This is a genomic window from Anabaenopsis tanganyikae CS-531 (genome assembly GCF_029891675.1).
GTDB lineage: Bacteria > Cyanobacteriota > Cyanobacteriia > Cyanobacteriales > Nostocaceae > Anabaenopsis > Anabaenopsis arnoldii.
The window spans coordinates 1-12,439 of record NZ_JANQDF010000188.1; the positions used below are offsets into that span (position 1 = coordinate 1).

16 protein-coding genes are annotated in these 12,439 nt (G+C 42.6%); 8 read left to right on the plus strand and 8 right to left on the minus strand.

What is annotated here, in order from left to right; genetic code table 11:
• A partial coding sequence (gene glpX, locus NWP22_RS18200) for a class II fructose-bisphosphatase (protein ID WP_280802212.1) occupies positions 1-813 on the minus strand: 813 nt, incomplete at its 3' end.
• A gap of 218 nt (positions 814-1,031) precedes the next feature.
• On the opposite strand from glpX, the gene grxC reads away from it, so the two are divergent.
• The 3 genes from grxC (at position 1,032) to NWP22_RS18215 (ending at position 2,666) form a co-directional block, all read left to right on the plus strand.
• Positions 1,032-1,340 carry a glutaredoxin 3 gene (gene grxC, locus NWP22_RS18205; RefSeq protein ID WP_271731902.1) on the plus strand — a complete coding sequence of 103 codons (309 nt, stop codon included), beginning with the start codon at positions 1,032-1,034 and terminating at the stop codon, positions 1,338-1,340.
• A 21-nt stretch (positions 1,341-1,361) separates the two neighbouring features.
• On the plus strand, positions 1,362-1,856 hold the full coding sequence (gene tadA / locus NWP22_RS18210) for a tRNA adenosine(34) deaminase TadA (RefSeq protein WP_271731900.1): 495 nt from the start codon (positions 1,362-1,364) through the stop codon (positions 1,854-1,856).
• Positions 1,857-1,955: 99 nt separating this feature from the next.
• Positions 1,956-2,666, plus strand: a complete 711-nt coding sequence (locus tag NWP22_RS18215; protein WP_271731934.1) for a lysophospholipid acyltransferase family protein — start codon at positions 1,956-1,958, stop codon at positions 2,664-2,666.
• 18 nt (positions 2,667-2,684) lie between these two features.
• Here the strand turns inward: NWP22_RS18215 and NWP22_RS18220 are convergent, their stop codons facing one another.
• Positions 2,685-4,784 carry a S8 family serine peptidase gene (locus NWP22_RS18220; RefSeq protein WP_271731899.1) on the minus strand — a complete coding sequence of 700 codons (2,100 nt, stop codon included), beginning with the start codon at positions 4,782-4,784 and terminating at the stop codon, positions 2,685-2,687.
• Between the two features lie 118 nt (positions 4,785-4,902).
• Between NWP22_RS18220 and NWP22_RS18225 the strand changes: the two genes are divergently transcribed.
• The 3 genes from NWP22_RS18225 to grxD all read left to right on the plus strand — a co-directional run bounded on the left by NWP22_RS18225 (position 4,903) and on the right by grxD (position 6,408).
• Complete coding sequence (locus tag NWP22_RS18225) at positions 4,903-5,499, plus strand: hypothetical protein (RefSeq protein ID WP_271731897.1); 597 nt, start codon at positions 4,903-4,905, stop codon at positions 5,497-5,499.
• 249 nt (positions 5,500-5,748) lie between these two features.
• Complete coding sequence (locus tag NWP22_RS18230) at positions 5,749-6,006, plus strand: BolA family protein (protein WP_271731895.1); 258 nt, start codon at positions 5,749-5,751, stop codon at positions 6,004-6,006.
• A 78-nt stretch (positions 6,007-6,084) separates the two neighbouring features.
• Complete coding sequence (grxD, locus tag NWP22_RS18235; protein WP_271731894.1) at positions 6,085-6,408, plus strand: Grx4 family monothiol glutaredoxin; 324 nt, start codon at positions 6,085-6,087, stop codon at positions 6,406-6,408.
• 271 nt (positions 6,409-6,679) lie between these two features.
• On the opposite strand, the gene NWP22_RS18240 is transcribed toward grxD, so the two are convergent.
• Positions 6,680-6,928 (minus strand): DUF6761 family protein, encoded by a 249-nt coding sequence (locus NWP22_RS18240; protein ID WP_271731893.1) that lies wholly within the window; start codon positions 6,926-6,928, stop codon positions 6,680-6,682.
• A 561-nt stretch (positions 6,929-7,489) separates the two neighbouring features.
• On the opposite strand from NWP22_RS18240, the gene NWP22_RS18245 reads away from it, so the two are divergent.
• On the plus strand, positions 7,490-8,260 hold the full coding sequence (locus NWP22_RS18245; RefSeq protein WP_271731891.1) for a response regulator transcription factor: 771 nt from the start codon (positions 7,490-7,492) through the stop codon (positions 8,258-8,260).
• A gap of 5 nt (positions 8,261-8,265) precedes the next feature.
• On the opposite strand, the gene NWP22_RS18250 is transcribed toward NWP22_RS18245, so the two are convergent.
• The 5 genes from NWP22_RS18250 to NWP22_RS18270 all read right to left on the minus strand — a co-directional run bounded on the left by NWP22_RS18250 (position 8,266) and on the right by NWP22_RS18270 (position 11,101).
• A complete protein-coding gene (locus tag NWP22_RS18250) occupies positions 8,266-9,036 on the minus strand; it encodes an ABC transporter ATP-binding protein (RefSeq protein ID WP_271731889.1) in 771 nt (256 codons plus the stop codon).
• A gap of 9 nt (positions 9,037-9,045) precedes the next feature.
• On the minus strand, positions 9,046-9,606 hold the full coding sequence (locus NWP22_RS18255) for a hypothetical protein (protein ID WP_271731888.1): 561 nt from the start codon (positions 9,604-9,606) through the stop codon (positions 9,046-9,048).
• 25 nt (positions 9,607-9,631) lie between these two features.
• Complete coding sequence (gene hisA, locus NWP22_RS18260; protein WP_271731887.1) at positions 9,632-10,402, minus strand: 1-(5-phosphoribosyl)-5-[(5-phosphoribosylamino)methylideneamino]imidazole-4-carboxamide isomerase; 771 nt, start codon at positions 10,400-10,402, stop codon at positions 9,632-9,634.
• A gap of 64 nt (positions 10,403-10,466) precedes the next feature.
• Positions 10,467-10,760: a DUF3593 domain-containing protein gene (locus tag NWP22_RS18265; protein ID WP_271731885.1), complete on the minus strand. Its 294-nt coding sequence runs from the start codon at positions 10,758-10,760 to the stop codon at positions 10,467-10,469.
• Positions 10,757-11,101 (minus strand): DUF2499 domain-containing protein, encoded by a 345-nt coding sequence (locus NWP22_RS18270; RefSeq protein WP_271731883.1) that lies wholly within the window; start codon positions 11,099-11,101, stop codon positions 10,757-10,759. The genes NWP22_RS18265 and NWP22_RS18270 overlap by 4 nt, the downstream gene beginning before the upstream one ends.
• Before the next feature lie 745 nt (positions 11,102-11,846).
• On the opposite strand from NWP22_RS18270, the gene NWP22_RS18275 reads away from it, so the two are divergent.
• Positions 11,847-12,439 (plus strand): putative Ig domain-containing protein (locus tag NWP22_RS18275; protein WP_280802213.1); only part of this gene is annotated, 593 nt, incomplete at its 3' end.

Genomic DNA, 12,439 nt, shown 5'->3' on the forward strand with positions numbered 1-12,439 from the left:
GCCCATTTCCTTCAACCGTGCGAGATTGCCTTCTCTGCTTTCCCCAATTAAACCTGTTTGTACGACTTCTGGATCGTAGATCAATTGTCCTTGGAAATGACCTCCCAAGCATCGCATAGCCGCAGCAGAGATGACTCCCTCAGGAGCAGCACCGATGCCCATCAAAGCGTGGATATTAGTACCACCAAAAGCGCAGGAGATGGCAGCAGAAACGTCACCATCACTGATGAGTCTGACTCTAGCACCGGCATTGCGAATTTCTTGAATGAGTCCTTTGTGGCGGGGACGATCCATGACCACAACCACCAATTCCTCAACTGCGCGGTTTAAGCACTCAGACAGGATTTTTAGGTTTTCAGTTGCTGACTTGTTGATGTCTACATGACCTCTGGCCGCAGCTGGTGCTGCTAGCTTCTTCATGTAAAAGTCAGGCGCAGCGAATAAACCACCTTTTTCGGCGATCGCCAAAACTGCCATTGAGCCATTTTGACCATAGGCGACTAGGTTTGTGCCTTCGCAGGGATCAACAGCAATATCAATTTCAATTAGTTCTTCAGGGTTACAGTACTTTTGAGCATCCGGTTTAGTACAGATGCCAACTTCTTCCCCAATGTAGAGCATAGGAGCTTCGTCACGCTCCCCTTCACCAATCACAATGCGACCGCGCATATACATTTTGTTCATGCACTCCCGCATCGCTTCCACGGCTACTTGGTCAGCAGTGTTCTTTTCGCCTTTACCTGCCCACTTTGCAGACGCGATCGCTGCTTGCTCTACTACCTCAATAATTTCTAATCCCAGTGTATTTTCCACAGATTCACCCTCTTAAGTGCTTGACTTAGCTTTTTGTTATTTGGCTATTTCAGTCTTCAAGTCTACCAAAGTGCGGATACACGTGGACAATACTATCTACTAAGACAAGTGTTAAGTTTTGCTGCTTTGACTATCTGGTTTATAGTATATTAGTACTATTGTGACCTGCCATGGTCAGATAAAAGATATACTTGTGAAAAAATTCCCTCAGAAAAAATATGCTGGATTTTCTTAACCCCCTTCTTGGTCGCCATCCAGAACGTGTTAAGGCAAATGTTGAAATCTACACCTGGCAAACCTGTCCTTATTGTATCCGTGCCAAAATGTTGCTGTGGTGGAAAGGTGTAAGATTCACCGAGTACAAAATCGATGGCGACGAAGCAGCTAGAGCAAAAATGGCCGAACGCGCTCATGGCCGCCGTTCAGTACCACAAATTTTCATCAATAATCAGCACATTGGTGGTTGTGATGACCTTTATCAGCTAGACAAAGAAGCTCAACTCGATTCACTATTAGCCACTGTGTGATCACCCAGTAGCCATGGAAAAATGTTAATTGAATATCCAGAATATCTGATACATCGCCAATGGATGAGTCGCGCCATAGACTTAGCAAAAATCGCCGGCGATGCTGGTGAGGTTCCTGTGGGTGCTGTGATTGTTGATGCTACTGGAAATTTGATTGCTTCAGGCGAAAACAGAAAAGAACGTGACCAAGATCCCACAGCTCACGCAGAAATTATCGCCTTGCGAGCAGCTGCTAAAACTTGCAAAAATTGGCGCTTAAATCAATGCACCCTGTATGTCACCCTAGAACCTTGTCCCATGTGTGCAGGTGCTATTGTCCAAGCACGTTTAGGAATACTCATCTATGGAGTGGACGATCCTAAAACTGGCGCGGTTCGTACTGTTACCAATATCCCTGATGGCGCTGCTTCTAATCATCGTCTACGAGTCATGGGAGGTATTTTAGAATCAACCTGTCGTCAACAATTACAAACCTGGTTTGCAGGTCGTCGTCAGCAAAATCATGGACAGATATAAAACTGTCCATTAGTCCTAAGACAATTTACCAAAGAAAAACTACTGTTTAATTAATCAACAATTTATTGGCTGATGGGACAATCGGCCGCTACCATGTTTATGGAAATTTATACTTACCAACAAACAGCTACCACGGCAAATACTCGGATAGCTGACACTACCTCGCGGATATCTCCCTGGTTAAGTCCTTTATTGTATCTATTAGGGAGACACCTTCTTTTACCATTATTCTTTGGCAAAATTGACATCACGGGACAGGAAAATATTCCCTTGAATGGCCCTGTGATCCTAGCCCCTACCCATCGGTCACGTTGGGATTCACTGCTTTTACCCTATGCTGGTGGTCGCTATGTCACAGGGCGGGATCTACGCTTTATGGCTAGTATTGATGAGTGCCAAGGAATACAAGGCTGGTTAATCAGAAGTATGGGAGGGTTTCCTGTGGATCCTCAGCGTCCAGCTATTGCTAGTCTCCGTCATGCTGTTGAATTGCTTCAAGAAGGCGAAATATTAGTGATTTATCCAGAAGGTGATATTTATCGCGATGGTCAAGTTCACCCATTAAAACCAGGAATTGGTCGTCTCTCTTTGACTGCTGAATCTAGTCAGTCAGGAGTAAATATCAAAATTATACCTATAAATATTAAGTACAGCCAACCTTATCCTCAGTGGGGTACAGATGTAATAATTAATATTGGAAATGCATTAAATGTCAGTGATTACACGATGGGGAATCTCAAACGAAATGCCCAAAAACTCACATCGGATTTAGCATTAGCTCTACAAGAATTAAGCAATGAAGAATCATAGATATGAGTAAGTTTTTCACTAATAACCAATGACTAATGACCAATTATTCAGTTTTCCCACATCTTGTGGGGCATAGTCGATTAACCATAACTGCCAAATTCCTTGAGATGAAAGGGAAAGTAATTGTTTCAAGACTGGGTGGGAGCTAATTGTATACGTTGTTTGTAAATTAGTGCGGCGGCCTAAGGTGCGGCTTTGTAATAACACCCGTCGATGATTGGGAGCTATTAAATAAACTTCTAAATCGCCTAAAAAATCATGGGTGATATTAACTGTTATTTGAATATCTTTAATGGGACGGGATTCATTAATGGCGATCGCACTTTTGACCCCCTCTGGATTATCATCTGGAATACTTAACTCACGGAAATTCTCACCCCTGACCTGTAACTGAGCAGATAACAAAGAACTACGTAGTTTTGCGGCAGCTTCCACCGCCCTAGCTGCATTCACTTTGCCATAACCAAACCATTGAGAATGTCCGTTATTGTCGTAAGTACCTGCTTGAATACCCAACTGAGGGTCAGGGCGAGAATCCACAATTTTATCAGCAGTTTCCTCCAGAATTAACTTTACCTCTTGCGCCGTTAAGTGAGGATTTGCTGACAGAACTAATGCCGCCACACCTGCGACTATAGGAGTAGCGCTAGAAGTACCGCCGAAATTATTGATAAAATCACCAGGATCATAACCTGCTTCGCCTACTTGGTCAGTAGTTAAAATTCCCCGTCCGTGAAGAGTCGTAGTAATATGGGGTTGTGTATTGACAAAACCCCGACCCTGAAATGAAAATCCGGGTGGGGCGTTATTACTAGGAGCACACAAAGTAATATTAGTGCCCCAGTTACTGTAAGCAGCTTTCTGGTTCAAACTAGTGGAAGCTGCAATGGTAATCACATCAGGATGTACGGCAAATCCATTTAACCAACTTGTATTTCCCTGTAATAAATTTCCTGGCCAATTCTGCTCATAAACCACACCGCTAATGGGGCGGTTAGCATTTCCCGCAGCAAACAATACCACGCAACCTTTACCATTACGTCCTGTAGTAGCAGCACGAGTAATAGCAGCCCGTTGGCGCAAAGACAAGGGATAATATACAGCACCAGCTCCCCAGCTACAAGAAATCACACTGGCCCCCTGGTTAATCGCCCAGTTAAACATATCCTCAATGGATTCATCATCTAAAAAACCAGTACTACGAATCGGCATCAATGCACAACCAGGAGCAACCCCCACAATTCCCTGACCATTTTCTTCAGCCAGAGCTATTCCTGCGCAAGCCGTCCCATGACTGATTTCTCTCTCACCGGGTATAGGTAAAAAACCATTTTTCCTTAAGTCTCTAGGAGCAACAATTTTGCCACTACCTTGTAAATCCGGATGGTTCAAGTCAAAAGAATCATCTACAACCGCCACAACTACAGAACGCACACCGCGAGTGATGTCCCAAGCTGGTTCTACACAAATATGAGAACCAGCTACCAACTGGTTACCCCCATTGTGGTAAAGATACCATTGCTGAGGATATAGGGGTTCACCGGGTCTGTAATGTAATTCACTTTTAATGAGGATATTAGGTTCAGCAACTAAGACGAACGAGAACCCCTGTAACTGATTAGTAATTTTCAGGGGATTTTCTCTGGCTTGTTTGCTCACCAGAAACACAAAAGTATTAGGAATACCCAGGACGGGTTTTTGTGCAACTAAACCAAATCTAGACGCGATCGCCTCAATTGTGGCAGAATCTACCCAAGAGGCAAATTGAATAGTAATTTGGTCATTCAGGTAAACGAAAGTTCCCGGATTATCTTGAATTGTGTAAACATGGCCAGCAAAAGCCACACTTTCCGCACTCCGTGCTTGAGACATGGCCGAGTCTAACTGGTTAGTTGCCACTGTGAAAACTTCTAAATTTGCTTGAGGAATGCTAAATTGCCAAATACCCCAGTTAACCTGAGATAATTGTTGGGAAGTAAATTTAGTTGAGGGACGGACAGTGAAGCGGTCTAAAACCTTTTCTAAAATCAACTCTTCACCGGCCCGTTGTAAAACCATTCCTAAATTGCTTGGCAAACCTGTTTGGGAAAAATCAGAGGAATTAGCTTGATCGTTCATAGGGGCGATTTTGGTTAGTATACAGGAGGAATGGGAACTCACTTGCGCCGATTTTCAGTCTAAATCAGAGAAACCTAGAAGTTTCCATGTTTTCTACATAGTTGCACTACTTGATCCCATGAAATCCGCTGCTGTTCCTTCTTTAATTAGCCCCACGGCTTTATCATTCCTAGCAGTCCTTAACCTGCTGTCACCTGTCAATGCTCAGGTACAAAAGCTACCCAGTCTCTATAGTCAAGTACAAATCATTGAACCCAACGATCCCAATACTCTGCGTCCTACACAAAGTAACAGCATTTTGAGTATAGAGGGCGGTGAACGGCTGATGGCAGAAGCCGCCGCAGCTGTTTCTGCTCAAAACTACCCTTTAGCAGCGAAAAAACTCCAAGATGCACGTCAACTTTATAATCAGTTATCTAATTTTTATCAAGAGTTAAACTCTAGTTTTACGGGTATTGATCCTCGCATTTCCGATTCCCAGCGCCAAAAAGCCTTAGAAACAGCCCAAAAGCGAGACGAAGCCACCTATCAGTTAGCACTGGTACATCGGGCGCAAAATCAACCGGAGTTAGCTGTCCCTTTGTTCATTCAGATTATTAAGAGTCAAAATCCCACGCGGGATTTAGGACAGAAGGCTTATCAGCAGTTATTTGAATTGGGTTTTGTGGATGCACCCTTTCCCAGACAAGGTGCCAGCTCGTCTCAAAGTGAATAAATTCCGCACATCTTCAAAGAAGTCTGAAATGGTAATATAGCCTTTTTCAGGCTCATGAAGTACACACCAATTCCCTATTCCGGTGTTCGGTGTGTTCCCTCAAACTAAAAAAAATTGTACCTCACGAGCATGGGAAATGCTATATCTTAAGTTAGAGCCGCGTTGATCGTCAGTCTGCCTGAAACCTGAAACATATGTTGCCTACCTGTATCTGTTAATAATAGAAAAGTAAGTCTTTCAGGAATTGCGATGATTAATCCGCAGCAGGTTGAGGCAATGATTAAGGCAGAACTGCCAGATGCCCAAATTCAGGTTCAAGACTTGACTGGTGGCGGTGACCACTATCAGGTAACAGTGGTTTCATCACAGTTTGCCGATAAAGGACTGGTACAACAACACCAGTTAGTTTATGGTGCATTGCGACAAGCTATGTCCACTGAAGCAATTCATGCCTTGGCCTTAAAAACCTACACTCCCGCAGCGTGGGAAGCAACAGCAGCTTCCTAAAATGAATAAGTTCAGATTGCCACCGGGACACTGACTATTGATATCTTGGCTATTAGCAATATAGGAAACAAAAAGTCCATGACCCCAGAAACCAAAGAAAAAATTGATAATTTGATACAACAAAACAAAATCATGGTTTTCATGAAGGGAAACAAGTTGATGCCCCAGTGTGGTTTCTCTAACAACGTTGTCCAGATTCTCAACACGTTGGCGGTTCCCTTTGAAACAGTTGACGTTCTCTCAGACCCGGAAATTCGTCAAGGTATTAAAGAATACTCCAACTGGCCGACAATTCCCCAAGTTTATATTGACGGTCAATTTGTGGGCGGTTCAGATATCTTGATTGAACTTTACCAAAACGGTGAGTTGCAGCAACTGGTCGAAGTGGCACTTGCTTCTTAGGTCATCCCCGGTAATTCCCCATTCTTGATGGGGTTGCCCATTTTATTGATCACGTTTGCGACCGCACATCCTTATGGTTGGGTATGTAAGCGTGATCATTGGCAACTCCCCGCCGTAAAACGGCGGAGATCCTTCCTTTGTCTGATAGACAAAATGTCACGAGAATTTCACACCAATAAAAGATTGACAAACGCTGGAAACATGATATAATCGACAGCGTTAACGATTAAGGCAACTATTAGGGGCAGGGTATAAGGGATTAAATAAGCCATTAATAGTAATCAAGTTGTCGTTCTGGTTGGGTCCTGGCAAAATTCGATGGATCGTACAGGTAGCGGCTAGCTTCCTCTTCTAGGCGGTGGATCAGTATAGGTTCAATAGCGTTGCTTTGTCGCAGTGCGGCTAGATACCCATCCAAATACATCCGCATATCGTCCGTCCGATAACCGCGATTCCATAGCTCGACGAAGGCGTCAGTCACTCTTTGGTAATAGCGGATGGTTTGTGTGTCTTGGAGCATAACTGCTATGTTAATCTCTTTAGAATGAGAATTGTAAACGATTCACGCTCAAATGTGAAGTGTTACTTTCACATTTCTCGCTTCAAATCAATGACGCAATATCTAGTTGAGGCTAGATCATCCCCCCAGAAGGTAATCCCATGTTATTCCATAAAATTTAGAACCCGATAGTTTTATAAGCTATTTTTATAATTACTTGGGGTAAGTTTCCATATTCAATACCGGATGCAGTCATGTATTTTCAACAGATTTAATCCGAAAACACCAAAAACTTAGGTATAGGTTAACTTAATCTCACCCTGTTTAGGGTTTGTGGGTAAAATACACCCCTACCTGGGAGGATATTCATAGAAAAACACATTTTTTCCACTGTAACAAAAATTTAAGAATAAATTAAAGAATATAACTAACTTAGCTTTGGGTAAGGCATGAGTTTAGTATTTTACTACCTTGAGGATGAAAAAATCTAAAATTAATCCCAATGTAAGTAACGAAGAATACAAAACCTTGGACATGGGCTTGTTACTTTGAAATTCATCAACGCTAAGGGGTATTGCCGCTGTGGGTTCGGTTTGTATTGAAATCGTTGAGGGAAATCCCCATCTAAGGTCATTGCTGGGATGGCACTTGCAACAGTTGGAATATCGTGTCCATCAAGCCGCCAGCATTTATCAAGCAAGGGAATTATTTTTAAGCCAACAACCAACATTGGTAATTCTAGATGCTGATTTACCCGATGGTGATGGTATTGAATTTTGTCGCTGGTTGCATTTGCAACAACAATCTTTAATTTTGATGCTATCAGCTCGTACTAATGAGGCTGATATTGTAGCAGGTTTAAAGTCCGGGGCTGATGACTATCTTAGTAAACCTTTTGGAATGCAGGAGTTTTTAGCTAGAGTAGAGGCAATAATTCGCCGCAAACGCACACCTATTGCACCAGCTTATTTAGATTATGGCAGTTTGCAAATTGATTTGGTACAGCGCCGGGTGCGTTTCCAAGGTGAGTTTATTGATTTAACGCCTCAAGAGTTTAGTTTACTGTACGTTTTGGCACAGGCTGGGGGAGTAGCTCTGAGTCGTGCAGAATTACTACGTCGTGCTTGGCCTGATGCGATTGATAACCCTCGCACCATTGATACTCATGTTTTGTCGTTACGCAAAAAAGTGGAACTTGATCCTCGTCAACCTAGTTTGATTCAAACTATCCGCAATGTGGGATATAGATTTAATATGGAAAGTTTAAAATCCAATGTTCCGCAACCGCCAACTAAGTTAACCAAGGAAAGATTTACTCACTCACGCTCTACAGTTATTAGTCAACGTTCTTAATGGGATTAAATCCATTCTTGGGTTGCTTGGGTTTCCGATTCTGTCAACTGTTTTTTTAGGTTAATCCAATTGATTTCAGATGCTGTTTGATTTGTCAATAACTGACCTTGCTCTAAGTATAATAATCGGGTGCAGAATACCCGGGCTAAGTCAAGCTGGTTATTTACCATCAAAATTGTTGTTTGATGAGTTTGATTTAGCTGAATTAAGACTTGCATGAGATTGGCTGCTTTACCAGCATCCAAAGCAGAGGTGGGTTCATCTAATAATAAAACTTGTGGTTGGATAACTAAAGCACGGGCGATCGCTACTAGTTGTCGCTGTCCGGTAGAAAGTTGTAATTCTGTCCTTGTTAACCATTCACTGGGAATCTGGAGTTGTTCTATCCAATGGTTAATTCTGGGTTGAATTTTTGCTTGAGACCAACCACGCAAAAATAAAGGATAAGCTAAAGCCTCCCCCACTGTCATTCCTAACAGTTTTGATTCTTGTAATCCCAGTGTGATCTCCTGGCGTAGCTGTATGGTAGGAATTTGGCTATATTCCTGATTTCCGAGATAAATTTTACCTCCAGTAGGTTCACACAGGCGGTTGATCAGCCGCAACAAGGAGGTTTTACCAGCACCCGATGTACCGACAATGGCAATGCGATCGCCTGGAAACACCCCAAAGGAGATATCCTGTAGTATGGGGTATCCCTGAAGTTGGGGTTTAAGCTTGGCAAACAAGTTAACTTGTTCTAGCCTGATTTGGGTGGTGTGGCTGTGATTTTGCAAGTTCAATAACTAATGACCAATGACTAAGGCTGTATTAATAGTCCAAGCATCTACTAATAACAGCAGCAGGGTGAATACTAACAAAACTACATACATCCACGGTTGCGCTAAGGTGCGAACATCTGTAGTATCAATTCCGGTTGTGGCTTCTACCATTTTCACCAAGCGGGAAAATCCAGCTACGCGCATGGGTAATAAATAAGCTTTTCCATCCCGACTGAGAAAATAATAAACTAGTCCCCCTTGACCAGTGGAGCGGGGTTTTAATTCTTTCACATCTGACCAAGATAAAATCCATCCTTTGCGAAAGAAGCTAGGAACCCAGGAGGGGTAGGTAACTTGAATCCCTTGGTCATCGACAATTACTCGCTCTGTCAATACCGCATACAAACCTACAAAGCCAATGCTGATTCCTACCCACAATAATACTGGGGGTATGGCCGCGGCTGTTACCTGGGATAAAAACGGTAATGGGATGGTCAGTGCTATATATAGGCTTAATAGTGTCAGCCGAATTAACGGAGACAGACGAAAAACCGACGTTGAATTGTTGGCTGATGTTGTGTTCACGGCTGAATTAAGGTATAATAGTTCTTTAAGCGAAGCTCGAATCAAGATTGGGGGGGACATCTTGAATACGCCCTGGTCCTACGGCTTTGATTGCCTCTGTGAGGTAAATATCACCAGTGTATAGGGCTTTACCCACAATTACGCCTTTTACTCCCTGTGTTTCTAAACCCAAGAGACTCAATAAATCGCTCACAGAACTCACTCCACCAGAGGCGATGATGGGGATATAAATTTCTTGTGCTAGTTCTCGTAAGGCTGCTAAATTGGGTCCTATGAGTGTACCATCACGGTGGATATCTGTGTAGATGATGGCTGCTGCACCCAGTTCTTGCATTTGCACAGCTAGCTGGGTGGCTAAAATTTCCGAGGTTTCTAACCAACCGCGAGTGGCTACTAGTCCGTTACGAGCATCAATACCAATGATAACCTTTTCGGGAAATTCTGTACAGAGTTCTTGTACTAGTTGGGGTTGTTCTACGGCTATGGTTCCCAGAATTGCCCACTCTACTCCTAAATTAAATACTTGTTGAACGCTAGTGCGATCGCGTAACCCTCCACCAATTTCAATGGGTACAGACACTGCTTCAGCAATGGCTGCAATAGCTTTCAAGTTAACTACCTTACCAGCTTTAGCCCCATCTAAGTCAACTAAATGTAATCTGCTTGCGCCTTGGTCAACCCACTGTTTAGCAATATCCACCGGGTTCTCGCTAAAAACTTGCGACTGCGAGTAGTCTCCCTGATAAAGTCTAACACAGCGCCCTTCTAATAGGTCAATTGCTGGTATTACTTCCATTTATTTCAGCCTATAAATTATTTATCGTATTGGCATTTTTGCCGAGTGTTATCTGCTGATGGCGTTAATTTTTCATTTTTAATTCTCTCACCGCTTGGGCAAACCCCAACACTAGCAGAATGTTAGCAAGGGTTAAAAAAACTTCTGCACCTCCATGTAACCAATCCACATTAGCCAAGGAAACCCCATAATGTAATTGCGAGTAAATTCCCGCAGGGATGGTAATCGCAACAAACACCAGGGTTCCGTAAAATCCATAAAGGGCTAAACGTGGCGTTTGGGGAGTACGACTAATAAACCACAAAAAACCCAAGTAGGGAAACAAGGAAAGAGCAAATAGGGTTTCTTTAGAAATCATGACTTTGATTCAGTAAGTTGGGTAGGGACAGTCTCAGTTTTCTCCTGTGACCTAGTAGAACGCCAGATTAAAACTGCAGCAGCCCAAAGTGTAAAATTACCAATTAAGGTCATGGCAGCTTGCAGCGTGACCAACCATTCTAAAGATGCTGCATTATCAAAATAATGCCAGGTACAGGCACACATGGCACTCACTAAAGCTGGTAACATAGCCAGAGATAATCCCCACCATGTGCGATTACCGCTGAGTTCTCCATAAGTCCAGATTAACCAAATGGCGACCATCCACTCAATAACGCTAGAAACATGAATAATCCAGGTGGGAATAGAAAGAGCGTGCATAAGTAATTAAAAATCAATAGGGATTAAGAGTAACCGCTTAATACTCCCTCGTTTATAAAACAAAAGGGGCTTTAGCGATCGCCTATCGTAATTTGACATAGTTCTCCCCATGCTGCAAACTAATTCTCCACCCCTACCCCCTGCTGAGGAGTGTCCATGGTCATGCTTAGAGGATGTTTGATAAGTTTTATAAGGTGATTTTAGACACTTCTTGATCCCCCCTAACCCCCCTTAAAAAGGGGGGAACTAGAGTCAAAGTCCCCCTTGAGAAGGGGGATTTAGGGGGATCTAAAAATATTTGATACACTAATCATGACTTTTCAAACATCCTCTTAGGTAAGACTATTGATTATCATCTAAAAACCCACTCCTGTGTTTTCCTGTACACATTCCATCATAGCGAATCAGTCAAAATCAGCCAATTTGAGCTTGGAGAGAGATTTTCTTACCCTTACCTAGCTTTTTGGTAAATAAAATTAACAATAAGTTGACTTGGTAACCTTTCCGTTATATATCTAACCTTAGTAGTAAACATTTAGATGTGTTTACTTAACTTGCTCAGGTTAAAGTTGGTCATAATTTAGCAAGTGTAATACCGCTTTTTAAACTACTAATCACATATTCTCACCTGAAACTACGGTGGAGCTATCTGTATTTATATTCACTGAAACGGGTAATGGTAAGGCAGCATAAGACAGAGAAATGACTGTATATAGGCAATAACTATTTTAAGAAAGAGTGATTTATGACTGTAACAAATTTGCTTTCAGATTTACCAGATTTAATCGTCAGCGACATCACACCTACCGTCACCGATGTTAGTTGGGGAGAAACCATTGACATCTCCTGGACAGTCACCAACCAAGGTACTGGTAACACTACTAGTTATTGGTACGATAATATCTACTTCTCAGTGGATGAAAACTTTGACCCCAATGAAGATACATCTGTGGGATATTGGTGGGACAACAATAACCTAGTAGCGGGGTCAAGTTACACCACATCCACTACTATTACCTTACCCAGCAGTCCCATTGAGGGTGTAAATAGTGGTTATCTGTTCGTAGTCAGTGATCTTGATAATTACCAGTTAGAAACAAATGAGAATAATAATGTTTCTGCTGCTGTAGCTATTGACTTCAAATTACCAGATTTAAATGATACCCCAACCTTAGTTAATCCCATTGACGACATCAGCACCCTAGAAGATGAAAGCTTTAACTTCACCTTCCCACAAAACACCTTCAACGACATAGATACTGGAGATCACCTCACTTACACAGCTACCACACCAAGTTGGTTAAACTTCAATCCAGACACTCGCACTTTTAGTGGTAC